General features: G+C 74.1%; 21 protein-coding genes and 1 tRNA gene. 11 read left to right on the forward strand and 11 right to left on the reverse strand.

Going from position 1 to position 23471, the window contains the following annotated elements:
- Positions 1–178 precede the first annotated feature (178 nt).
- The gene (locus IE98_RS0131395) at positions 179–928 is read right to left on the reverse strand and encodes an SOS response-associated peptidase (protein WP_030274853.1); all 750 of its coding nucleotides are present in this window, start codon (positions 926–928) and stop codon (positions 179–181) included.
- Positions 929–1143: 215 nt separating this feature from the next.
- Here IE98_RS0131395 and IE98_RS0131400 point away from each other — a divergent pair, with 215 nt between their 5' ends.
- The 7 genes from IE98_RS0131400 (at position 1144) to IE98_RS0131430 (ending at position 8180) form a co-directional block, all read left to right on the forward strand.
- Positions 1144–1854: a M50 family metallopeptidase gene (locus tag IE98_RS0131400; protein WP_030274855.1), complete on the forward strand. Its 711-nt coding sequence runs from the start codon at positions 1144–1146 to the stop codon at positions 1852–1854.
- Positions 1855–1984: 130 nt separating this feature from the next.
- On the forward strand, positions 1985–3304 hold the full coding sequence (gene aroA / locus IE98_RS0131405; protein WP_030274857.1) for a 3-phosphoshikimate 1-carboxyvinyltransferase: 1320 nt from the start codon (positions 1985–1987) through the stop codon (positions 3302–3304).
- A 15-nt stretch (positions 3305–3319) separates the two neighbouring features.
- Entirely contained in the window at positions 3320–4375 is a 1056-nt protein-coding gene (gene rsgA, locus IE98_RS0131410) for a ribosome small subunit-dependent GTPase A (protein ID WP_030274859.1), read from the forward strand.
- 114 nt (positions 4376–4489) lie between these two features.
- Positions 4490–4813 carry a DMT family transporter gene (locus IE98_RS0131415; RefSeq protein WP_030274862.1) on the forward strand — a complete coding sequence of 108 codons (324 nt, stop codon included), beginning with the start codon at positions 4490–4492 and terminating at the stop codon, positions 4811–4813.
- 72 nt (positions 4814–4885) lie between these two features.
- Positions 4886–5683, forward strand: coding sequence for a histidinol-phosphatase (hisN, locus tag IE98_RS0131420; protein WP_030274864.1), 798 nt, complete (start codon positions 4886–4888; stop codon positions 5681–5683).
- A 263-nt stretch (positions 5684–5946) separates the two neighbouring features.
- Positions 5947–7842, forward strand: coding sequence for a nitrate- and nitrite sensing domain-containing protein (locus IE98_RS0131425; protein ID WP_052391222.1), 1896 nt, complete (start codon positions 5947–5949; stop codon positions 7840–7842).
- Positions 7839–8180: a DUF742 domain-containing protein gene (locus tag IE98_RS0131430; protein WP_030274868.1), complete on the forward strand. Its 342-nt coding sequence runs from the start codon at positions 7839–7841 to the stop codon at positions 8178–8180. Before IE98_RS0131425 ends, IE98_RS0131430 begins: the two co-directional genes overlap by 4 nt.
- Before the next feature lie 65 nt (positions 8181–8245).
- Here IE98_RS0131430 and IE98_RS0131435 read toward each other — a convergent pair whose 3' ends face one another.
- Complete coding sequence (locus IE98_RS0131435) at positions 8246–9724, reverse strand: catalase (protein ID WP_030274871.1); 1479 nt, start codon at positions 9722–9724, stop codon at positions 8246–8248.
- Positions 9725–9829: 105 nt separating this feature from the next.
- Between IE98_RS0131435 and IE98_RS0131440 the strand changes: the two genes are divergently transcribed.
- On the forward strand, positions 9830–10246 hold the full coding sequence (locus IE98_RS0131440; protein ID WP_030274874.1) for a Fur family transcriptional regulator: 417 nt from the start codon (positions 9830–9832) through the stop codon (positions 10244–10246).
- 15 nt (positions 10247–10261) lie between these two features.
- On the opposite strand, the gene IE98_RS0131445 is transcribed toward IE98_RS0131440, so the two are convergent.
- The 3 genes from IE98_RS0131445 to IE98_RS0131455 form a co-directional block, all read right to left on the reverse strand.
- Positions 10262–12187, reverse strand: coding sequence for a tetratricopeptide repeat protein (locus IE98_RS0131445; protein WP_030274876.1), 1926 nt, complete (start codon positions 12185–12187; stop codon positions 10262–10264).
- A gap of 380 nt (positions 12188–12567) precedes the next feature.
- Positions 12568–12641, reverse strand: a tRNA-Met gene (locus tag IE98_RS0131450).
- Positions 12642–12698: 57 nt separating this feature from the next.
- Positions 12699–15608 carry a UPF0182 family protein gene (locus IE98_RS0131455; protein WP_030274879.1) on the reverse strand — a complete coding sequence of 970 codons (2910 nt, stop codon included), beginning with the start codon at positions 15606–15608 and terminating at the stop codon, positions 12699–12701.
- Positions 15609–15785: 177 nt separating this feature from the next.
- Here IE98_RS0131455 and IE98_RS0131460 point away from each other — a divergent pair, with 177 nt between their 5' ends.
- Positions 15786–16346: a PPA1309 family protein gene (locus IE98_RS0131460; protein WP_030274880.1), complete on the forward strand. Its 561-nt coding sequence runs from the start codon at positions 15786–15788 to the stop codon at positions 16344–16346.
- A 51-nt stretch (positions 16347–16397) separates the two neighbouring features.
- On the opposite strand, the gene IE98_RS0131465 is transcribed toward IE98_RS0131460, so the two are convergent.
- From IE98_RS0131465 to IE98_RS0131480, 4 genes are all read right to left on the reverse strand, one after another.
- Positions 16398–17513, reverse strand: a complete 1116-nt coding sequence (locus IE98_RS0131465) for a PDZ domain-containing protein (protein WP_030274882.1) — start codon at positions 17511–17513, stop codon at positions 16398–16400.
- A 50-nt stretch (positions 17514–17563) separates the two neighbouring features.
- Positions 17564–17746 (reverse strand): hypothetical protein, encoded by a 183-nt coding sequence (locus IE98_RS0131470; protein WP_030274884.1) that lies wholly within the window; start codon positions 17744–17746, stop codon positions 17564–17566.
- A 272-nt stretch (positions 17747–18018) separates the two neighbouring features.
- Positions 18019–18459, reverse strand: coding sequence for a molybdenum cofactor biosynthesis protein MoaE (locus IE98_RS0131475; RefSeq protein ID WP_420706233.1), 441 nt, complete (start codon positions 18457–18459; stop codon positions 18019–18021).
- Positions 18460–18570: 111 nt separating this feature from the next.
- Positions 18571–19722 (reverse strand): NAD-dependent epimerase/dehydratase family protein, encoded by a 1152-nt coding sequence (locus IE98_RS0131480; protein WP_052391223.1) that lies wholly within the window; start codon positions 19720–19722, stop codon positions 18571–18573.
- A gap of 189 nt (positions 19723–19911) precedes the next feature.
- On the opposite strand from IE98_RS0131480, the gene IE98_RS0131485 reads away from it, so the two are divergent.
- Positions 19912–21399: a zinc-dependent metalloprotease gene (locus tag IE98_RS0131485; protein ID WP_030274889.1), complete on the forward strand. Its 1488-nt coding sequence runs from the start codon at positions 19912–19914 to the stop codon at positions 21397–21399.
- A complete protein-coding gene (locus tag IE98_RS0131490) occupies positions 21396–21965 on the forward strand; it encodes an NUDIX hydrolase (RefSeq protein WP_030274891.1) in 570 nt (189 codons plus the stop codon). The genes IE98_RS0131485 and IE98_RS0131490 overlap by 4 nt, the downstream gene beginning before the upstream one ends.
- 66 nt (positions 21966–22031) lie before the next feature.
- On the opposite strand, the gene IE98_RS0131495 is transcribed toward IE98_RS0131490, so the two are convergent.
- Both IE98_RS0131495 and IE98_RS0131500 read right to left on the reverse strand, forming a co-directional pair.
- Entirely contained in the window at positions 22032–22742 is a 711-nt protein-coding gene (locus IE98_RS0131495; RefSeq protein ID WP_063749043.1) for an AIM24 family protein, read from the reverse strand.
- A 23-nt stretch (positions 22743–22765) separates the two neighbouring features.
- Positions 22766–23458, reverse strand: coding sequence for an AIM24 family protein (locus IE98_RS0131500; protein WP_030274894.1), 693 nt, complete (start codon positions 23456–23458; stop codon positions 22766–22768).
- Positions 23459–23471: the final 13 nt, after the last annotated feature.

A 23471-nucleotide genomic window follows, 5' to 3' on the forward strand; every position in this document is an offset into this window, starting at 1 on the left:
AGTAGATCGTCGGCAGCGTCAGATGTGTATAAGAGACAGCCCCGTGCCCGAGCGCCAGCAGCACCCGGGGCCGCTCGGCCGCGTACGTCGTCACCCGGGCATCGCCGACCGGCGTCGGCACCAGCGTCTGCATGGGCCCGAGCCTAGGCCGTGCCGCCCGGCGCGCCCGGCAGCCGGATCAGAACAGTGTGGTGCGGTCGTCCTCGGTGAGCTCGCGGAGGAGTTCGGGGCCGTTGTTGCGGATGCTGCCGACCGCGGCGCCCACCGGGTGCACCCTGAGCGCGCCGGGGGCGGGCGGCACCAGCAGGCCGCGGAGTGCGTCCGGGTCGTCCGCGCCCGGGTCGAGCCAGGCGTCGAAGGAGCCGGCGTCGAGGAAGAGCGGCATCCGCTCGTGGATCGGGGCGAGCACCGGCTCGGCCTCGGTGGTGACCACGGTGCAGGTGACCCGCCAGGCCTGTGGGTGGTCGGCGGGCAGGGTGCGGTCCCGCCAGAACTCGTACAGGCCGGCCAGCGCGAGCGGGCCGCCGTCCGCCCGGGAGACGAAGTAGGGCTGGCGCGGGGGCCGGTCGGGCGCGGCCGGGGCGGTCTGCCACTCGTAGTAGCCGTCGACCGGGAGCAGGCAGCGGCGGGAGGCGAAGGGCTGCCGGTAGGCCGGCTTCTCGTGCACGGTGTCGGCCCGGGCGTTGATCATCTTCACCGCGGTCTCCGGCGACCTCGCCCAGGACGGGATCAGGCCCCAGCGCAGCACCCGCAGCTGCCGCACCGGCCGGCCCCCTCCCTTCGGCGGGCGGTCCAGCACCGCGTAGACCGCGGAGGTCGGGGCCACGTTCCAGCTGGGCGCGATCGTCTCGGCCGGGTCCCACTGCTCGACGCCGAACGCCTCGACGATGTCCTCGGGCCTGCTGCTGGAGGCGAAACGACCGCACATGGGGGCCAAGCCTGCCACGTCGGCCGGGCCGGCCGGGGGCGGTTCCGGCAGCCGGACGGCGCCCGCCGGGGCGTCCCGCGGAGCACCCCGCGGGGCTCCGCGGAGGCGGCTCCGGGAACGGCCGGGGACGAACCGGAGCGAACCGACCGCTACCGCCGCGGCGTCCTGCCGTGGGAGGCTGCCGGACCGGCGGCACCACGGGAGGCAGGACGAGCATGGAGATCGGGGACGTCTGGCAGCGGGTGGCGGGTGTGCAACCCGAACCGCCGAACTGGCTGGTCCTGACCACGGCCGCGCTGGCCCTGCTGGCGATCCTGCCGGCGCCGGTGTGGCGGGTCAGCCGGACGGTGGTGACCATCGCCCACGAGGGCGGCCACGGCGTGGCGGCCCTGCTCACCCGGCGGCGGCTCTCCGGGATCAGGCTGCACTCCGACACCTCAGGCCTGACCATCTCCTCCGGCCGCCCGACCGGCCCCGGGATGATCCTCACCGCGGCGGCCGGCTACGTGGCGCCCTCGCTGCTCGGCCTGGGCGGCGCCGCGCTGCTCGCCGACGGCCGGATCACCGCCCTGCTGTGGATCTCCATCCTGCTGCTGGCCGGGATGCTGGTGATGATCCGCAACGCCTTCGGCCTGCTCGCGGTGGTGCTCACCGGCGCGCTCTTCCTGGTGGTGTCCTGGTACGGCGGCACCCAGGTGCAGGCCGCCTTCGCCTACCTCGGCGTGTGGTTCCTGCTGCTGGCCGGGGTGCGACCGGTGATCGAGCTGCAGGCCAAGCGGCGCTCCGGCGGTGCCCCGGACTCCGACGCGGACCAGTTGTCCCGGCTGACCGGGGTGAGCGCGGTGCTGTGGGTGGCGCTGTTCCTGGTGGTGTCGCTCTCCTGCCTGCTCGGCGGGGCGAGCTGGCTGCTGCACTGGAAGCACTGACCGCCGGGAGGGCAGCGGCGCGCCGCTGGCCGCGGGCGGGCACACCGTCCGCACGGAATCGGCGCAGACCCCCCGTCCGCCATGCGAATGGGCACCGGGCCGTCACGCGGCGGCCCCCTAGACTTGGCGCATGACCGATGCCCTGTGGCCCGCCCCCGTCGCCACCGCAGCCGTGGACGCGACCGTCACCATCCCCGGCTCCAAGTCGGCGACCAACCGCGCGCTGGTGCTGGCCGCGCTCGCCGACGGCCCCGGCTGGGTCCGCCGGCCGCTGCGCAGCCGTGACTCCCAGCTGATGGCGGACGGCCTGCGGGCGCTCGGCGTGACGGTCGAGGAGACGGTCAACGAGGCCAGCGGCGGCACCGGCGGCGGCGAGGCCTGGCGGGTCATCCCGGCACCGCTGCTGACCGGCCCGGCCCGGGTGGACGTCGGCAACGCCGGCACCGTCATGCGCTTCCTGCCCCCGCTCGCCGCGCTCGCCGACGGCCCCGTCCACTTCGACGGCGACCCGCGCTGCTACGAGCGCCCGCAGCACGGCGTCATCGACGCGCTGCGCGCCCTCGGCGTGCGGATCGACGACGGCGGCCGCGGCGGCTTCCCGCTGACGGTGCACGGCACCGGCGCGGTGGACGGCGGCGCGGTGGACGTGGACGCCTCCTCGTCCTCGCAGTTCGTCTCCGCCCTGCTGCTGTCCGGCGCCCGCTACAACAACGGCGTGGAGATCCGGAACACCGGCGGGACGGTCCCCTCGCTGCCGCACATCCGGATGACGGTCGACATGATCCGCAAGGCCGGAGGCCAGGTGGACGCGCCCGAGGACGGCGGCGAGAAGGACGTCTGGCGGGTCACCCCCGGTGCGCTGATCGGCCGCGACCTGGTGGTCGAGCCGGACCTCTCGAACGCGGCGCCGTTCTTCGCCGCGGCGATGGTCACCGGCGGCCGGGTCACCGTCCGCGACTGGCCGAAGCACACCTACCAGCCGGGCGACCAGCTGCGCGACATCTACACGCAGATGGGCGGCGCCTGCCGGTTCACCGACGAGGGCCTGGAGTTCACCGGCACCGGCAAGATCCACGGCATCGAGGCCGACCTGCACGACGTCGGCGAGCTGACCCCGGTGATCGCCGCGGTGGCCGCGCTCGCGGACTCCGAGTCGCACCTGTACGGCATCGCCCACCTGCGGATGCACGAGACCGACCGGCTGGCCGCGCTCGCCAGGGAGATCAACGACCTGGGCGGCGACGTCTCGGAGACCGAGGACGGCCTGCGGATCCGGCCGCGTCCGCTGCACGGCGGTGTCTTCCACACCTACGAGGACCACCGGCTGGCGACCGCCGCCGCGGTGATCGGCCTCGCGGTGGAGGGCGTCCTGGTGGAGAACGTGGCGACCACCGCCAAGACCCTGCCGGACTTCCCGCAGATGTGGGCCGACCTCCTCGGCCAGGGCTGACGGGGGCAGAGCAGCATGCGCCGCTACGGCAAGGACGCCGACGAGGACGACATCCGCAACCGCCCGGCCCGCCGGGGCTCCCGGCCCCGCACCCGGATCCGGCCCAAGCACGAGGACGCCGCCGAGGCGATGATCCTCACCGTCGACCGCGGGCGGCTGACCTGCCTGATCGACGCGGGCACGAAGAAGGAGCGCGAGGTCGTCGCCATGAAGGCCCGCGAGCTGGGCCGCAAGGGCGTCGTGGTCGGCGACACGGTGAGCCTGGTCGGCGACCTGTCCGGGGAGCCGGACACGCTGGCCCGGATCGTCCGGGTCGCCGAGCGCAGCTCGGTGCTGCGGCGCACCGCGGACGACGACGACCCGTACGAGCGGATCGTCGTCGCCAACGCCGAGCAGCTGGCCATCGTCACCGCGCTGGCCGACCCGGAGCCGCGGCCGCGGCTGATCGACCGCTGCCTGGTGGCGGCGTACGACGCCGGGATGGAGCCGCTGCTGGTGCTCACCAAGTCCGACCTGGCGCCGGCCGAGCCGCTGCTGGAGTCGTACGCGCCGCTGGGCATCTCCTACGTGGTGACCCGGCGGGACGAGCTGGAGACGACCGGCGCGGAGGCGGTGCGCGAGCACCTGCGCGGGCTGTCGACGGTCTTCATCGGGCACTCCGGCGTCGGCAAGACCACGCTGGTCAACGCGCTGGTGCCGGAGCGGCAGCGGACGACGGGCCACGTCAACGCGGTGACCGGCCGCGGCCGGCACACCACCGTCTCGGCGCTGGCGCTGCGGCTGCCGCCGCCGCCCGGGGCCAGGCCGGGCTCGAAGAAGGCGCTCGATCCGGGCTGGGTGATCGACACTCCGGGCTTCCGTTCCTTCGGCCTGTCGCACATCGACCCGTCCCGGGTCATCCTCGCCTTCCCCGACCTCGAACCGGGCACGGCGGACTGCCCGCGGGCCTGCAGCCACGACGAGCAGGACTGCGCGCTGGACGCCTGGGTGGCGGACGGCCACGCCGAGCCCGCCCGGCTGTACTCGCTGCGCCGGCTGCTCGCGAGCCGCGAGACCCGCGAGGGCGACTGACCGCCACTGCGGGGACTGTGACCCGTCCGAGGTGTCGGACGGCCCCCGGCCGGTGATCATAAGAGCGTGGAACACGCTCGCATGGACGCTCCGAGGGGCAAGGGGGTCAGCCCGATGGCATGGGCCATGGTGGTCCTGGCCGGTCTGCTGGAGACCGGTTTCGCGATCAACCTCAAGCTGAGCCACGGCTTCACCCGGCTCTGGCCCACCATCAGCTTCTGCGCGTTCGCGCTGGGCAGCTTCGGCCTGCTGACGCTCTCCCTCAAGTCGCTGCCGGTCGGTTCGGCGTACGCGGTCTGGACGGGGATCGGCGCGGCCGGCACCGCGGTGTACGGGATGGTCTTCCTCGAAGAGTCCAGCAGCGTGCTGAAACTGGTGTCGATCACCCTGGTGATCGCCGGTGTGGTGGGCCTCCAGCTGAGCGGCACCGGCCACTGATCCGCACGCCGGTTCGGGTCCGCTGTGCGAGCCGCGCTGACCTGAGGGGCCCCGGGTCGCTAGGGTTCGGGCATGGCCGACTACCACGACGACCTCCGACTCGCCCACGTCCTCGCCGACTCGGCCGACTCGATCACCCTGGAGCGCTTCAAGGCGCTGGACCTCAAGGTCGAGACCAAGCCCGACCTCACCCCGGTCAGCGACGCCGACAAGGCGGCGGAGGAGCTGGTCCGCAGCGTGCTGCAGCGGGCCCGCCCGCGCGACGCGGTGATGGGCGAGGAGTACGGCCTGCAGGGATCGGGCCCGCGCCGCTGGGTGATCGACCCGATCGACGGCACCAAGAACTACGTCCGCGGCGTTCCGGTGTGGGCGACCCTGGTGGCCCTGCTGGAGGAGGGCATCGACGGCGAGCTGCAGCCGGTGGTGGGCATCGTCTCCGCGCCTGCGCTCAACCGCCGCTGGTGGGCGGCGCGCAACCTCGGCGCGTACGCCGGGCGCAGTCTCGCCAAGGCGACCCGGATCCACGTCTCCGAGGTGTCCCGGGTCGAGGACGCCTCCTTCTCGTACTCCTCGCTGACCGGCTGGGAGGAGCGCGGCCGTCTGGACCCGTTCCTGGACCTCACCCGGGCCTGCTGGCGCACCCGGGCGTACGGCGACTTCTGGTCGTACATGATGGTCGCCGAGGGGGCCGCCGACATCGCGGCCGAGCCGGAGCTCAGCCTGTGGGACATGGCCGCGCCCTGCATCGTGGTGCAGGAGGCGGGCGGCCGGTTCACCGGCCTGGACGGGGTGGACGGACCGAACGGCGCCGACGCGGTGGCCACCAACGGACTGCTGCACGCGGAGGCGCTGCGCCGGCTGAGCGTGTGAGCTGCTGAGCGTGTGAGTTGCTGAAGGTGTGAGCGCCCGGGTGTGCGAGCGGCCGGCCCGTCCGGCGGGCGGGCGTGTTTCGGCGGGTGGTCGGCGAGGTTGCCGGCCACCCGCAGCGCGTTCCACGTGACGCTGAGGGCGCGGCAACTCCCTTGCAACACAAGGCCCCTAGGCTCGTCGGGCCAGCGGCCGGTACCCGGTACCGCGCCTCCGTTCCCCGTGCGCCCCACCCCGCCGGGCCACTGCCGAGGGGGACTCCCCACGTGCGTACGCTCAGCAGCATCCGCCACCGGCTCGCCCTGCTGCTCGCCCTTCCGACCGGCGCCCTGGTCCTCCTCGGCGCGGTCGGCACCGCCGCGCAGGCCGGGCGGTTCGCCGACGCCGGGCGGACCGGCGACCGGGTGGCCCTGGTGGTCGCCACCCAGGAGTTCGTCCATCAGCTCCAGCGCGAGCGGGGCCTGACCGCGGGCCTGCTCGGCGGCGAGGAGTCCTTCCGGGCCAGGCTCGGCCCGCAGCGGGAGGCCGCCGACACGGCCCGGCGGGCGCTCGACCGGCAGCTGGCCGCCGATCCGCCCGGCGCGGAGCGGGTGCGCACGGCGCTCGGTGGTCTGAGCACGCTGGCCGGGCTCCGCGGCCGGGCCGACACCGGCGCCGCCGACCGGGCGGAGGCACTGAGGTTCTACACGGGCGCGGTCACCGCGTTGAACGCGGCCGCCTTCGCCGACCGGGACACCACCGGCGACCGGCGGCTGGCGGACGCGCTCGCCACGGTCGAGGCCCTGGGCCGGGCCACCGAGGCGGCCGCGCTGGAACGCGGCACGCTCAGCGGCGTGCTCGCGGCGGGCTCGTTCCGGGGCGGCGACTACCCGGCGTTCGTACGGATCACCGCCGACCGGGGCGCGGCGCTCGCCGACGTGCCGCGCACCGCCCTGCCGGAACGGACCGCCGCACTGGACGCCGCGCTGCGCAGCCCCGCCGCGGTGGCCGCCGCCGGCATGGAGCAGCAGGCCCTGGACGGCTGGGCGGCGACCCGGCTGCCGGTCCGCGCGGACGCCTGGTGGCAGGCGGCGACGGAGCTGGTCGACGGCCTGTACGCGGTGCAGTCCCAGGCCGCCGCCGACAGCTCGGCACGGGCCGCGGCGCTGCGTTCGGAGGCGCTGCGGGCCCTGCTGGTGGACGCCGGGCTGGCGCTCGCCGCGGCCGCCGGCGCCGTCCTGCTCGGGCTGCTCGCGACCCGGTCGATCACCCGGCCGGTGGCGGCGCTCGCCGCGGAGGCCGAGGAGCTGGCCGGGCGGGTGCTGCCGGAGGCCGTGGAGCGGGCCCGGGCGGGCGGCGGGGCGGCCTCGCCGGGCCGGGCCGCGGCGGCGGGCACCGTGGAGCTGGAAGTGCTGGGTGCGGCGCTGGACCGGGTCGCGGCGACGGCCGTCCGGCTGGCCGTCGAGCAGTCGGTGCTCCGCCGCAACACCGCGCAGTCGCTGGCCGGCCTGGGCCGGCGCAACCAGTCGCTGGTGATGCGCCAGCTGGGCCTGCTGTCGGCCCTGGAGCGGAGCGAGCACGACCCGGCGGCGCTGGCGAACCTGTTCGAGCTGGACCACCTGGCGACCCGGATGCGCCGCAACGCGGAGAGCCTGCTGGTGCTGGTCGGCGAGGCGAGTCCGCGCCACTGGCCGCAGCCGGTGGCCCTGGGCGACGTGGTCCGCTCGGCGCTGGGCGAGGTGGAGGACTACCGCCGGGTCGTGCTGCGCCGGGTGGACGGGGTGCTGGTCGACGGCGGTGCGGTCGCGGAGGTGGCGCACCTGCTGGCCGAGCTGATCGAGAACGCCCTGACCGCCTCGCCGCCGGACACCGACGTGGAGGTGTTCGCCCGGCCGGGCGTGGACGGCTGCCTGGTCGCGGTGACGGACCACGGGCCGGGCCTGGACGAGTCGGCGCTGGACCGGGCGAACGCCCGGCTGGCCGGCCGGGAGAGCTTCCTGGTGGACGGCGGCGGGCAGCTCGGCCTCTACGTGGTGGGCCGGCTGGCGGAGCGCCTGGGTGCGGTGGTGCGGCTCTCCCCGGCGCCGGTGCACGGGGTGACGGCGACGGTGGCGCTGCCTGCGGCGCTGCTGGCGGACGGTGCGCGGCAGGTGCCGGCGGCGGCGGTCGGGGTGGCGGGATGACCGGGTTCGACGCGGGCGAGGTGGTCCGCCCGTTCGTGATCACCGGCGGCCGGACCCGGCCGGTCTGGGACGAGCTGCGGGTGGAGACGCTGGTGACGGCGCAGCCGGCCGCGCTGGCGGCGCCGCTCGGGTTCGAGCGGCACCGGATCGTGCAGCTGTGCCAGTACCCGCAGTCGGTGGCGGAGCTGGCGGCGCTGCTGCCGGTGCCGCTGGGGGTGGCCCGGGTGCTGGTCGCGGACCTGGCGGCGGAGCGGTACGTACGGGTGCACGAGCGGGCGGCGGAGGACGTGTCCGTGGCCCTGTTGGAGCGGATCCGGGACGGCCTGCTGCGGCTCTGAGCCCCGGACGTGGTCGCGGGCCCCGGGTGCGGCGTCGCGCTCCCGGGGCCCGCGGGTTCAGGCCGTCACTTCTGCTTGCGCAGCTCGCGGACGGCGTCCTCCAGGCGGCGGCCGTAGTCGGCGTCGGCCCGGCGGAAGTTCTCGACGGCGCGCTCGACGATGTCCTCGCGGTCGGCCGAGACCTTGGCGACGAAGCCGGCGAGGTTCTCGACGAGGCGCTGCTTGGCGCCGTCGTCCATCAGCCGGTAGAGCGCGCCGGCCTGCACGAAGTCGTCGTCCTCGGCGTGCGAGGGGGCCTCGTGGTTGCCGGTGGCGCCGGTGACCGGGACGGCGGACCACAGCGGGCGGCCGGTCTGGACGGGGCCGCCGAAGCTGTTCGGCTCGTAGTTCTTCCGGCGGCCGTGGCGGCCGTCGTAGAGGTGGCCGTCGCGGCCGTTGGTGAGCGCCTCGGTGGCGTGCGGGCGGTTGACCGGCAGGTGGTCGGCGTTGATGCCGACGCGGTAGCGGTGGGCGTCCGCGTAGGCGAACAGGCGGCCCTGCAGCATCTTGTCCGGGGACGGGCCGATGCCGGGCACGAAGTGGGCCGGGGAGAAGACCGACTGCTCGACCTCGGCGAAGACGTTGTCGGGGTTGCGGTTGAGCTCCAGCGTGCCGAACTCGACGAGCGGGTAGTCGGCGTGCGGCCAGACCTTGGTCAGGTCGAAGGGGTTGAAGCGGTAGGTCGCGGCGTCGGCGGCGGGCATGATCTGCACGCTGACCGTCCAGCTCGGGAACTCGCCGCGCTCGATGGACTCGCGCAGGTCGCGCTGGTGGCTGTCCGGGTCCTCGCCGGCGAGCCGGTTGGCCTCGGCCTGGGTGAGGTTCCGGATGCCCTGGTCGGTCTTGAAGTGGTACTTGACCCAGAAGTGCTCGCCGGCCTCGTTCTGCCACTGGTAGGTGTGCGAGCCGAAGCCGTCCATGTGCCGGTAGGAGGCCGGGATGCCGCGGTCGCCGAAGAGCCAGGTCACCTGGTGGGTGGACTCGGGCGACAGGCCCCAGAAGTCCCAGACGTTGTCCGCCTCCTGCGAGCCGGTGTACGGGTCGCGCTTCTGGGTGTGGATGAAGTCGGGGAACTTGATGGCGTCCTTGATGAAGAAGACCGGGGTGTTGTTGCCGACCAGGTCGTAGTTGCCCTCCTCGGTGTAGAACTTCAGCGCGAAGCCGCGCGGGTCGCGCACCGCGTCCGCCGCGCCGAGGTTGCCGGCCACCGTGGAGAACCGGAGGAAGGTCTCCGTCCGCTTGCCGACCTCGGAGAGGAAGGCCGCCCGGGTCCAGGGGGTGACGTCGGCGGTCACCGTGAAGGTGCCGTAGGCGCCGGCGCCGCGAGCGTGCACCACGCGCTCCGGGATGCGCTCGCGGTTGAAGTGGGCGAGCTTCTCGAACAGCAGCTGGTCCTGGATGAGGGCCGGGCCGCCGATGCCGGCCGTCTCGGTGTTCTGGTTGTCGGCCACCGGAGCACCGGACTCCGTGGTGAGGGTGGGCCGCAGCTCGTCCTGGGTGGTCATGGGGAGGGTCCTTCGGTCGTCCGGTCGTATCGGAGCCGATCCTAACTTGGACTCAGTCCAAGTCAACACTGGAACCAATTCGAGAACGTGCCTTACTCTGGCTCCATGAGCGACCTGCTGGAACGACTCCGGGGACGCGGCTGGCGACTGACCTCGCAGCGCCGCGCGGTCGCGGAGGTGCTCGAAGGCGACCACGTCCACCTGACGGCGGACGAGGTGCACGCCCGCGCGGTGGCGAGACTCCCGGAGATCTCCAGGGCCACCGTGTACAACACGCTCGGCGAACTGGTCTCGCTCGGCGAGATCCTGGAGGTCTCCACCGACGGCCGGGCCAAGCGGTACGACCCCAATGCGCACGAGGCCCACCAGCACCTGGTCTGCTCGGGCTGCGGCACCGTGCGCGACGTCCGCCCGGAGGGCGACCCGATGGCCGCCCTCCCCTCCGCGGAACGCTTCGGCTTCACCCTGACCGGCGCCGAGATCACCTACCGCGGGCTCTGCCCGGACTGCTCGCCCGCCTGAGCCCCGCCCCGCGCGCTACGCGCTCAGCTCCGCGCTCAGCGCACCGAGCAGCCGCGCCGCCCGCTCGGCCACCTCGGCCGGGCCGGACTCGGCGGCCCGCCGGCACCAGTTCTCCGCCTGCACCGGCTCGCCGCGCCGCAGCGCCAGCAGCGCGAGGCGCAGCGCCGCCCGCCCGTGCCCCGCGTCGGCGGCCCGGGTGTACCAGAGCACGGCCTCGCTCTCGCCGTCGTGGCGGGCCAGCAGCAGGCCGAGGTTGAAGGCGGCGCTGCGGCTGCCGGCCTCGGCGGCCCGGCGGTACCAGTGCTCGGCGGTCTGCAGTTCGCCGCGTTCGGCGGCGCGCACACCCATCCGCACCTGGGCCCGGCGGTGGTCGGCCTCGGCCGCCACCGTGTACCAGTGCTCGACCTCCGCGTCGGCGTCGCCGCGCCGCTCCAGCACCGCGGCCAGCCGGAAGGCGCCCTCGGCGGAGCCGCCGGCCGCCGCCTGCCGGTAGCGCTCCAGCGCCCCGGTCGCGTTGCCGCGCTGCTCGTGGACGACGGCGAGCTGCAGGGCGGCCTCGCCGTGCCCCTCGGCCGCGGCCCGCGCGTACCACTCGTGGGCCTGCGGGAGTTCGCCGCGGCCGGCGTGCAGCACGCCGAGGTTGAAGGCGCCGTCGACGCTGCCGGCCTCGGCGGCCTTGGAGAACCACGGCTCCGCGCCGGACTCGTCGCCGCGCTGCAGCAGCACCACGGCCAGCGCGTTGCAGGCCTCCCGGTGGCCGGCGTACGCGGCCTTGCGGTACCACTGCTCGGCCTGGGTCCCGCGGCCCGTTCCGGCGCAGAGCAGGCCGAGGTTGAAGGCGCCGTTGTGGTCGCCGGCGTCCAGGGCGGCGCGGTACCAGCGCTCCGCCTCGGCGGCCTCGCCGCGGCCGGCGTGCAGCGCGCCGAGGGCGTTGGCGGCGTTGCCGTCGCCGGCCTCGGCGGCCTCCTGCCACCACTCGGCGGCGGCCGCGAGGTCGCCCGCGTCGCGCAGCAGGAAGCCGAGCGCGCAGGCCGCGCGGGGCTCGCCGTTCTGCGCGGACTGCCGGTACCAGCGGGCCGCCTCGTCGAGTTCGCGGCGCTCCTCCAGCAGCACGCCGAGCCGCAGCGCGGCGCGGGCGTGGCTGCGCGCGGCGGCGGTGCGGTACCAGGTCTCGGCGGTGTCCTTGTCGCCGGCGGCCTCGCGCATCCGGGCGAGCCGGTACGCGGCCTCGCGGTGGCCGGCGTCGGCGGACACCTTGAACCAGCGCTCGGCGCGGACGTCGCGCCGATGCTCCATCAGGTCGCCCAGGGCGTAGGCCCCGAGCGGGTGGCCGTGCTCGGCGGCGAAGTGCAGCCAGTACTCGGCGGCCTCCTCCTCGCCCTGGTCGCGCAGCTGGAGGCCGAGCGCGTGGGCGGCCGGCGCGGAGCCTGCGACGGCGGCCTGCCGCCACCACTGGGCGGCCTCGGCCCGGTGGCCGCGCTGGTGCAGCAGCACGCCGAGGTTGTTGGCGGCGGCGCGCAGCCCGGCCGCGGCGGCGGCGCGCAGGTACGGTTCGGCGTCCTCCAGGTCGCCGCGGCGCAGCAGCATCGCGCCGAGCTGGCTGGCGGCGCCCGGGTCGCCGGCGTCCGCGGCGGAGCGGTGGCGGCCCTCCAGGGCGGCCTGTTCGCGGGCGGCGAGGGCGGTCTCGAAGCTGGCGGCGTCCTCCGGTTCGCCGGCGGGCTCGTCGTCCGTGGCGGCCGGGTAGCGGCCGACGGCGTCGACGAGTTGCTGGGCGGAGATCCGGACCAGGCTCTCGGGTCCGTAGCTGCGCTGGGCCGGGAGGCCCTGCTGGGTGTCCTCGGCGGACTCCGCCCAGGCGTCGGTGTCGGCCTCGGTGTGCGCCCGGGGCGCGGCGGCCGGTGCGGGCCTCGCCCCGGTGTCGTTCCTACCGATCAGCTTCATGCCGGCTCCCGCTCCCCCAGAGTGCTGCGGCATCCGCCGGGGGCGCCGTGTCGGCGGCCGCCGCCCCCTGCCGGTCCGAAAGGGTGTCGGTCCGAAAAGGAGTCAACAGCCGTTCGGCTTCCCCCGTGTGGTCCATCGTCGCATCACCCGGAACCCGCGTACACCTGCCCCGGACCACGTCTGGGCGGAGCGGGCCGAAGCTTGCGGGAGTGCTCCAGCGCTTTGTCGATTTCCCGACATCGGGCCGCACAAACCCCGGCAGCGACGACGGGGCCGGGGCGGCCGACTCGATACTACCGGAGCCGGCCCCCTCTTGATCGGAAAACGCCAGGGCCCGGAGCGCCAGATTGCTCTGGCGGACTCCGGGCCCTGATCTTGAGTAGCGGGGACAGGATTTGAACCTGCGACCTCTGGGTTATGAGCCCAGCGAGCTACCGAGCTGCTCCACCCCGCGTCGGTGAAGAAACCATAGCACGGACGCGGGGTGGACCAACAAATCGGTTCTCGCAGCTCAGGGCGTGGCCGAGGCCGAGGGCGAGGGCGACGCGGACGGTGCCGGGCTCGCCGGGCCGCTGCCGGGCTGCGCCTTGGCTGCCCGGTCCAGCGCCTCCTGGAGCGCCTTCTGCGCCTGCCCGTACGCCGCCCAGTCGCCGGCCTTCAGCGCGGCCTGACCGTCGGTGAAGGCCTTCTGGGCGTCCTGCAGCGCCTTCTGCAGATCCGGGGAGGCCCCGGTGCCGGGTGCGGTGGGAGCGGGGGTGGTCGGCGTGGTGGGGGCGGTCGGGGTGGCCGTCGCGCTGCCGGACGCGCCGGGCAGCACGGCGGCGAGCGCCTTCGCCAGGTTGTCCTCCAGGGCCACCTTGTCGCCGTAGACCGCCAGCACCTTCTGCAGCACCGGCGCCTTGGCGCCGCGGCCGAGCAGGTACACCGGCTCGATGTTGAGCAGGCCGCCGCCGACCGGCAGGGTCAGCAGGTTGCCGTACTCGATGTCGGAGTCGCTGCCGGTCTTCAGCAGGGTGAGCTGGTTGGCCACCGCCTTCTCGGAGTTGAACTTCGCCTGGGTCAGCTTCGGCCCGAGCGCGCCCGATCCGGCCGGGATCTTGAGCACCCGGATCTTGCCGTACTCCGGCCCCGGGTCCGCGCCGACGGCCATGAACGCCGCCAGGTTGTCGCGGCCGCCCGGCACGAAGCTGCTGGAGAGCGAGAAGCTAGCCGAGGGGGCGCCGGGCATCTTCAGCGTCAGGTAGTACGGCGGCTGGACCTCGCCGGTGTTGGTGGTGGGGTCGAGCGGCACCTGCCAGATGTCCGTGCCGTTGAAGAACGCGTCGGCGTCGGTCATGTGGTACTGGCCGAGCAGGTCGCGCTGCACCTTGAACAGGTCCTGCGGGTAGCGCAGGTGCGGCATCAGCGCGGCCGGGATCGCCGAACGGGCCTTGACCGTGCCGGGGAAGGCCTTCATCCAGGTCTTCAGCACCGGGTCGCTCTCGTCCCACTGGTACAGCGTCACCTCGCCGGTGTACGCGTCGACCGTGGCCTTCACCGAGTTGCGGATGTAGTTGACCGTGTTGACCGCGGTCAGGGTGCGGCCGCGCTGGTCGGTCAGCGAGTCCTTGGTCGACTCGCCCAGGGTGGTCTTGGAGGAGAACGGGTAGCCGTCCGAGGTGGTGTAGCCGTCCAGCACCCAGACCAGCTTGCCGTCCTGCACCACCGGGTACGGGTCGGCGTCGATCGACAGCCACGGCGCGACCTTCTCCACCCGCTCCTTGGGCGTGCGGTCGTAGATCACCCGGGCGCCGTCGGTGATCGCCCCCGAGTAGAGGATCTGCGGCTCGGAGAACTTCATCGCGTACGCGGCCCGGGTCAGCGGGTTGTCCAGCGAGACGCCGCTGCCGCCGTCGTAGGTGAAGGTCTGGTCGGCGCCGCTCTCGGAGGTGTAGTCGATCTCCTGGTTGCTGCCGCCGACGATGGAGTACGTGCGGCTCTTCTCGCCGTAGTAGACCCGCTGGCGGTAGTCGCCGAAGGTGCCGTCGGTGGGCAGGCCGGACTGCGTGTAGACCGGGTTGCCGTTGCCGTCGACCTGGTTGCCCTTGGCGGCGACGACGCCGTAGCCGTGGGTGTACTTGAAGTGGTCGTTGATCCAGTTGCGCTGCTGGACGCCCGCGAGGTCGAGCTCGCGGACGCCGAGCACGGTGTCCTGGTTGCCGTACCGGTCGACGTCCAGCGTCCGCGGGAAGGCGTAGTACTTGCGCAGCGCCTCGTTCTGCTGGAACGTCGGCGCGACCACGTTCGGGTCGAGCAGGCGGATGTCCGCGATCGTCTGCGCGTCCGGCGCGGCGGCGCCCGCCTTGGCGGGGTCCTTCGGGTCGTACTGCTGGGTCTCGGCGTCCGCGATGCCGTAGGCCTTGCGGGTCGCGTCGATGTTCTTCTGGATGTACGGCGTCTCCTTGGCCTGCTCGTTCGGCTTGACCTGGAACTGCTGCACGATCGCCGGGTACACCCCGCCGATCAGCACCGCGGAGAGCGCCATCAGGCCGAAGCCGATCAGCGCCGGCGCCCAGGTGCGGCGGATCGGCGTCAGGAAGAAGAGCAGCGCGCAGATGACGGCGACGAAGAACAGGATGGTCTTGGCCGGCAGGAAGGCGTTGGCGTCCACGTAGCGCAGACCCGTCCAGCCGTCCACGCCCTTGTAGGCACCGGACTTGACCGCCAGGCCGTACCGGTCCAGCCAGTAGGCGACGGCCTTCAGCAGCACGAACACGCCGAACAGCACGGCGAGGTGGCCCTGCGCACCGCGGCTGGCCCGGCGGCCCGGGCCCTGCAGGCGCAGGCCGCCGTACAGGTAGTGCACCAGCACCGAGGCCATCAGCGAGACGATCACCGCGCTGAAGGCGAAGCCCAGCAGGAACTCGTACCAGGGCAGGTCGAAGGCGTAGAAGGCGACGTCCCGGTGGAACTGCGGGTCCTTCACGCCGAACGGCGTCCGGTTGGTCCACAGCAGCCAGGTGCGCCACTGCCCGGAGGCCGCGGTGCCGGCGACCAGACCGACCAGCAGGGCGACCGCGACCAGCAGCCACTTCTTGTACGGGGCCACGCCCGCCCGGTAGCGGTCCAGGCTCTGCTGCTCGACCGACATCGCGGCCAGCGGCGGCCGCAACCGGTGCGCCAGCCAGACGTTGAGGCCGACCACCACGGCCATCAGCAGGCCGAAGACGGCGAACAGCCCGGCCTTCGTCCGCAGCTGGGTGGTGAAGACCGTGGCGTAGTCGACCGATTTGAACCACAGCCAGTCCGTCCAGAAGCCGGACACCAGCGCGAACAGCAGGAACAGCACGGCGAGCACGCCCGCCGTCAGCAGCAGGACCCTGGTGCGCCGCGAGGGCGGGCCGACTCTGGCGCGGAAGCCCGGCTCCGGGCGGTCCGGCATCTGGAAAACCAAGGTGGCACCTCTGCTGTGTCGTGAACGTGGTCGGATCGGTCCTCTGTGCAACTTAGACCGTCTTCACCTGAGTTCCCGCCGGGCCGCCCGCCGGCCCTCCCGAGACCCGACCGTTACCGGGCCCGGAGGGGCCTCGGGGCACCGCGGACGTGTGAGGATTGGGGCATGTCCGATGCACCCCTCACGCCCGCCGACGGCCTGCCGCCGGCCGCGTCCCCGCTGACCCGCGCCGCCCTGGAGATCGACGAGTACGCGGCCACCCTCGGCTGGGACCTCCCCGCCCGGCTGTTCGCGCTGGTCGACACCGCCGCGCTGCGCAAGGCCGACCCGAAGCTGGCCCGCCAGCTCGGCCTGGCCGCCGACGAGGCCACCGGGCTGACCCCGGTCGAGCAGGACGAGCTGCCGGCCGGCGCCGAGCTGGACAAGTTCCTCGGCACCATCGCCTGGCCGGACCAGGTGGTCGGCTGCGCGCTGGTGGTCGAGCGGCTGATGCTGCCCCCCGGCGCCGAGCAGTCCCGCCCGAAGAACGCCACCGAGAAGGAGCTCGCCGACTGGGTGGCGAACCACCCGCAGCGCCAGGAGGTGCGGATCACGGCCGCCGTACTGCGCGACGGCTCGCGGGAGATCGCCCTGCGGCTGCGCGAGAAGGACGTCGCCCGCGAGGTGCTGACCGGCCCGGACCTGGTGCCGGGGCTCACCGAGGCCCTGCTGTCCACCTTCTCCTGAGCGACACCGTCCGGGACACCCGTTGGGTGTCCCGGACGGTTCCTGCGGCTCCTACCCGGGGCAGGACGGCAGCGCCGAGGTGTTGCCGGAGCGGATCTGGTCCAGCGCCTTCAGCGCGCCGCCGAGGTTGTCCACCTTCACCAGGGTCAGCCCGCCCGGGGTGCCCTTGACCGCCTCGGAGCAGTTCTCGGACGGCGTCATGAAGTACTCGGCGCCCTTGTCGCGGGCCGCGATCAGCTTCATCTGGATGCCGCCGATCGGGCCGACCTCGCCCTCGTCGCTGATGGTGCCGGTGCCGGCGACGAACTTGCCGCCGGTCAGGTCGCCGGGGGTGAGCTTGTCCACGATGCCGAGCGAGAACATCAGGCCGGCGCTGGGGCCGCCGACGTCCTGCAGACCGATGTCGATGGTGAACGGGTAGGTGTGGTCGTTGCCCGGCAGGATACCGACGATGGCCCGGCCGTCGGAGGCCTTGCCGGTGGTGACGGCGACCTTCTTCTCGGCCGCCTTGTCGGTCGCCGCGCCGTTCGTCCCCGCCGGGCCGCCGGTGCCGGCGGCCGCGGTGTGCGGGACGACCGTGAACTCCACCGTCTCGCCGGGCTTGTGCTTGGTGACCAGTGCGGCCACCTGCTCCTTGGCGGTCACCGGGGTGCCGTCCACCGCGACGATCCGGTCGCCCGCGTGCAGCTTGCCCTCGGAGGGCCCGCCGGCCACCACGGACGAGACCACGATCTGCGTGCTCACCGGGATGCCGAGCTGCTTCAGCGCCGCCGTCTTGGCGCTGTCCTCGGACGAGGCGAACTGCTCGGCGTTCTCCTGCTGGGCCTCCTTGTCGGTCTGGCCCTTCGGGTAGACGTTGTCGTGCGGGACGACGAGGACGTCCCTGCGCAGCCAGCCGATCACCGCCGAGACCAGGCTCGGCTCGTACTTGGCGCCGGTGACCTGCACCGTCGTCATGTTGAGGTGCCCGCTCGTCGGGTACGTCTCGTGACCGCTGATGGCGATCACGGGGACGGAGCCGCCCGACTTCTTCTCCTGCTCGCCGAGGGTGTTGTAGGTCGGACCCGGACTCATCTCGGTGTACGGCACCCGCATCAGCACGGAGGCGCACAGCAGGCCTATGAGCAGCAGGGTGGCGGCGAGCATCGTCGCGGAGCGGCGTGGCATGGATCGACAGTACGGGACGACGGCGATGGGGCGCTGCCCGGCCCGGGGCCTCAGCGGCGGGGGCCGTCGCCCGAACCGACGGTGGAACGCTCCATCGCGGCGCGGAACCGCTCGTGCTCGGCGAGCGAGGCCGGATCACCGGTGGCGCGGGGGGTGCGGGCCGCCCAGCCCGCCCAGACCATGGCGGCCAGAGCGGCGGCGACGGGGATGATCAACCAGGCGAGCGCAGCCATGTCCGTACTCCCAGCTCGTCGTGTCTATCAGCAGATTAACCGTCCGCGCAGACAACGGCCGCGGCGGGCACCGGGTTACGGCCACCGGTCGACCGCGACGGGATCGTGGCACTGCCGTGGCGCCGCCGCGACGTGCCACCGGCGGGCCCTTGGCGGGCCTGCTGCGAGGGGCGCGACGGGGGTGCGCGGGGCACCGCGGGGCCGCCGCGCACCGGGTGGAGACCCGGTGGCGGCCCCTGCGGGCGGATGGGGCGAACGGGGGACGGCGGCGGTCAGCAGGTGCCCGCGCCGACCCACTCCTCCTCGCCGTCGCTGAAGACCTGGTGCTTCCAGATCGGCACCTGGTGCTTGAGGTCGTCGATCAGCCGGCGGGCCGCCTCGAAGGCCTCGCCGCGGTGCGCGCAGGAGACGGCGACGATCACCGCCCTGTCGGTGATGTCCAGCCGGCCCACCCGGTGCACCGCCGCCAGGGCCTTCACCGGGAAGTCCGCGACGATCTTCTCGGCGATCCGGCGCATCTCGCGCTCGGCCGTCGGGTGGGCGCTGTACTCCAGCGCGGAGACGGACTTGCCGCCGTCGTGGTCGCGGACCGTCCCCACGAAGACCGTGGTGCCGCCGGCCGCGTCGTCGCCGACCGCCTCGTACACCTCGTCCAGGGAGAGCGGGGTGTCGCGGATGGCGAGCAGGCGGATTGGGTCGTGGTTCTCGGACATGGTCACCATGATTCCCCATGACGGGTGCCGCCCGGCAAGGGCTTCCGCATCACGATTGGGGCATTCCGCAGAGCGGAATGCAAGGGCGGGTCGGGCGGTGGACGGGACGGCTCAGAACCGCCGCCGCTTGCGGGCGCGGCGGACCAGGGCGGCGGTGCCCACCAGGGCCACGGTGGCGCCGGCGGCGCCCAGGCTGGTGGCCGCCTCCTTGCCGCCGAGCCGGCGGCCGGCCACCGCGTGCTTGCCGGAGACCTGGGCGAGCAGCTCCGCGAGGACCTCCTCGTTGCTGTGCTCCGGCCGCCAGCCCGCCTCGTGCAGCCGGCTGCCGGAGACCACCCAGGGGTACATGGTGTAGGCGAGGTCGCCGGCCGGGGCCGGGGTGAGGCCGAGGCGGTGCAGCCGGGCCGCGGTGCCGAGGGCCAGCGAGGCGGGCAGCTCCATGCGGCGGATGCCGGAGAGCTCCTCGACGTCCTCCTGCTCCAGCCAGCCGTCGGAGCCGACGGTGACCTCCCCCTCGACCAGGCCGAGCGCCGCGTACTCCAGCGCCGAGGCGAGGTCGTCCACGTGGCAGAACTGCCAGCAGGGCCGCGAGCCGGCCACCACCAGCAGCCGCGGTGCCTCGAAGTGCCGGGTCAGCACGGTGTCGATGCCCGGGCCGACCACCACGGCCGGGCGGAGCACGGTGATCTGCAGGCCCGGGTGGGCGCGCGGGGCGCGCCGGGCGAGCCGTTCGATCTCCAGCAGGTCCCCGACGAGCGTGGCCTCCTCGGTGGCCCGCAGTTCGGAGTCCTCGGCGAGCGGCACCTCGTTGTCGGGCAGCGCGCCGTAGACCATCGCCGAGGTGCAGAGCACGACGCGGGAGACCCCGGCGGCCGCGGCGGCGGTCACCACGGTCTGCGCGCCCCGCACGTTGTACGCGCTCCGGGCCCGCGGGTCGGTCTCCATGCCGAGGTCCATGGCCAGGTGGACGACCACGTCGACCCCGGCCAGCCGTTCGGCCACGGCCGGGTCGCGGACGTCGAGGATGCGCCACTGGACGCCGGGCACCTCGCCGCGGCGGTCGTCGATCGCGAGCACCCGGCGGACCCCCGGGGAGTCGACCATCCGGGCCGCGACCCGCTCGCCGAGCACGCCGGCCGCCCCGGTGACGGCCACGGTCAGTGGCCTGCCGCCGTAGGCTGGAGACGGCGAACCCGCGGCGGCCGCGCTGTCGTCCTCACCTCCGGTCAGCCCAGAGCGAACGTCCGAAGGCGGGGAACTCACCGGCCATCCTCCACGGTTAGCTTATGTGCGTACGTACGAGTGTCACGTACGTCCATCCTGCCCGAGGCAAGGGCCCGGCGGGCGCACCCGGCACCATCGGGCCGCGAGACCATGGACACGCCCCGCCTCCGCGGGCACACGAATTCCCCGCCACATCCCGCGTGACGGCCGAGCAGATCTGAGGACCCCGTGAGCGACCTCCCCTTCGGATTCTCCGTCCCGCCCGAGGAGCCCGAGGACGGCAAGGGCAAGCAGGACGACCAGGGCGACGCCGCCGCCGAGGGCAAGGGCGGCCCGGGCGAGACCCCTCAGCCGCCCTTCGGCCTCGGTGCGGGCAACCCGCTCGGCGCGCTGTTCGGCATGGGCGGCGCCGGCGGCGACAACCCCTTCGGCGCGATGATGGGCAACCTCAACCCCAACGACCTCGGCGCGGCCTTCCAGCAGCTCGGGCAGATGCTGTCCTTCGACGGCGGCCCGGTGAACTGGGAGCTGGCGCAGAACATCGCCCGGCAGACGGTCGTCGCCGAACCCGCCGAGGGCCGCAGCAAGGACCGCTCGGTCGGCGCGGCCGAGCGCAACGCCGTCGTCGAGGCCGTCCGCCTCGCCGAGCTGTGGCTGGACGCGGCCACCGAGTTCCCGTCGGGCTCGACCACCGCCGTGGCGTGGAGCCGCGCCGAGTGGATCGAGGCGACCCTGCCGGTCTGGAAGGACCTGGTGGACCCGGTCGCCGAGCGGGTCGGCACCGCCATGGGCGGTGTGCTGCCGCCGGAGATGCAGGCCATGGCCGGGCCGCTGATGGGCGTCATGCGTTCGATGGGCGGCGCCATGTTCGGCACCCAGATCGGGCAGGCGCTCGGCGCGCTCGCCGCCGAGGTGGTCGGCTCGACCGACGTCGGCCTGCCGCTCGCCCCGTCCGGCAAGGCCGCGCTGCTGCCGCAGAACATCGCCGAGTTCGGCGAGGGCCTGAGCGTCCCGGCCGACGAGGTGCGGCTCTACCTCGCCCTGCGCGAGGCCGCCCACCAGCGCCTGTTCGCGCACGTGCCGTGGCTGCGGGCGCACCTGTTCGGCGCGGTCGAGGCGTACGCGCGCGGCATCAAGGTCGACACCTCGCGGATGGAGGAGCTGGTCGGCCAGCTCGACCCGACCAACCCGGAGGCGCTGCAGGAGGCGCTGGCCGGCGGTCTGCTGCAGCCCGAGGACACCCCCGAGCAGAAGGCCGCGCTGGCCCGGCTGGAGACGGCGCTCGCGCTGGTCGAGGGCTGGGTGGACGCGGTCGTGCACGCCGCAGCCCAGCCGCACCTGCCGCAGGCCGCGGCGCTCCGCGAGACGCTGCGCCGCCGCCGGGCCACCGGCGGGCCGGCCGAGCAGACCTTCGCCACCCTGGTCGGCCTGGAGCTGCGCCCGCGCCGGCTGCGGGACGCCTCCCGGCTGTGGGCCTCGCTCGCCGACGCCCGCGGCATCGAGGGCCGCGACGCTCTCTGGGAGCACCCGGACATGCTGCCGACCGCCGCCGACCTGGACGACCCGGACGGCTTCGTGCACCGCGCGGAGGAGGGCGGCATCGACTTCGACGCGCTCGACAAGCTGCTCGGCGACGCCGCCCGCGGCGGGGACGCGGCCGGCACCGAGGGCACCGGGTCCACCGGCGACGACGAGGGCAAGGACGGCGACAAGTGACCGACGCCCTGCACCGGGACGCCGTCCGCACCCTGCAGGACTGGAAGTCCGCCGACCCCGGCCAGGAGCGGCTGCGGCTCGACTACCTCGACCACCTCGCCGGCAGCGCCGACGGTCTGATGCGGGCCTGCCTGCCCGCCCACATCACCGCCAGCGCGGTGGTGGTGGACCCGGCCGCCGGCCGGGTGCTGCTGACCCTGCACCCGAAGGTCGGCCGCTGGCTGCAGATGGGCGGCCACTGCGAGCCCGGTGACGGCACGCTGGCGGGCGCCGCACTGCGCGAGGCCACCGAGGAGTCCGGCATCGAGGGGCTGTCCCTGCTCACCGGTCCCGACGGCCGGCCGGTGCCGGTCAAGCTCGACCGGCACCAGGTGCGCTGCGCGGGCAAGGACCGCCCGGAGAACACCCACCTCGACGTGCAGTACGTGGCCGTCGCCCCGCCCGGCGCCCGGGAACTGATCAGCGAGGAGTCGCTGGACCTGCGCTGGTTCGGCTTCGACGCGCTGCCGGAGCTGAGCGACGACTCGGTGCGCACCCTGGTCGGGCTCGCCCGGGCCCTCGTCTGACCCGGCCCGCTCCGCACGCGGAGGCCCGCCCCCGCGCCCGACGGCGCACCGGGGCGGGCCTCCGCGTCAGCCGCGCGGCACGCGCTGCGGCGGCAGCAGTTCGCTGGGCTGCACGATCACGAAGCCGTGGCCGGTGAAGGCCAGCTCCCAGCCCTCGGTCGCGGTGCCGCGCCGCCGCCAGGCCTCGGTGTTGGTGCTCTGCGCCTGCAGCTGCACCTCCAGGCCGGAGGACCAGCCGACCACCGCGTCGGCGTCGCCGTAGACGTAGCGGCCGGGCTCGACCGGCATCACCAGTGGGCGGCCGGAGGTCATCAGGACCAGGCCGCCGGTGCCGGAGACCTCCAGGCAGCGGCTGCCGACGCCGGCGATCCGGTCGCCGTTCTCGATCGCGACGGTGTGCCAGTCCAGCGTGGTGTCGAGGGCCAGCACGTAGCTGTTGGTGACGACCAGGCGCTCCTGGCTCAGTTGCAGGACGTGCAGGTGCTGGGCCAGGTTGGCGAGGTAGACCGTGCCGGTGCCGGAGCAGCGCATCAGGTCGAGCGCGCCGGCGTCGCGCTGCCGGTTGCCCGCGCCGCCGCCGTTGCGGTTGCCGCGGCGGTTGCCGGAGGGCGGCGTCCAGCCGGTGAAGTCCACCTTGCCGACGTGGGCGACCATCGCACCGGTGCGGGCGAGCACCTCGGACCGGCCGTCCAGGGTGACCCGCAGCAGCTGCGGGTTCTGCAGCGCGAAGCGGTCGGTGCCGGTGCCGGCGGTGTGCGCCAGGAGGGGGCTCTGCACGGGGGGCTCCTCGAACTCGGTTCTCAGCCGCGGATCTTGAGACGGTCGCCGGTGTCCTCGCTGGGTTGCACCACGACGAAGCCGTGGCCCCGGAAGCCGAGCTGCATCGCCTCGCCGCTGCCGCGTCCGATCAGCGAGCCGACCTTGACCGTCCGGCGGGTGCGCACCTCCAGGCCGGTGGTCCAGGCGACGAGCGCGTCCGGGTCGACGAAGGTCTCCGTCTCCGAGCAGTCCAGCACCGCGGGCACGCCGCGGGAGGTGACGGAGACCCAGCCGCTGCCCGTCACGGTGACGTTGTAGAGCCCGGTGCCGGCCAGCAGGGCCGGTCCGCGGACCTTCTCCACGGTGCAGCCGAGGGTGGCGTCCATCGCCAGCAGGTGCGAGCCGTTCACCGACAGGGACTCCTCGGCGAGCTGCACGTTGAGCACGTCGGCGCCGAGGTCGGCGAGGTAGAGCGTGCCGTCCCCGGTCCAGCGCAGCAGCGGGCTGCGCTCGCCGGACGCCCACTCGCCGAGTGCCCGGCGCAGCGACTGCGGCACCGGCTCGTACTGCAGGAAGCCGTCGTAGGCCACCATCGCACCGGCCTTGGCGTAGACGTCGGCGGCGGCCGTCATCGCCACCCGGCACATGGCCGTGCCGTGGTTGCTCATCCGCGCCCCGGTGTCGGCGGCCCGGTACCCGTCGAGCCCGCCCCCGGAGAGGAACTGTGCCTGCATGACTCCTCCTGGA

Source organism: Streptomyces sp. NRRL B-24484, from assembly GCF_000717715.1.
Taxonomy (GTDB): domain Bacteria; phylum Actinomycetota; class Actinomycetes; order Streptomycetales; family Streptomycetaceae; genus Kitasatospora.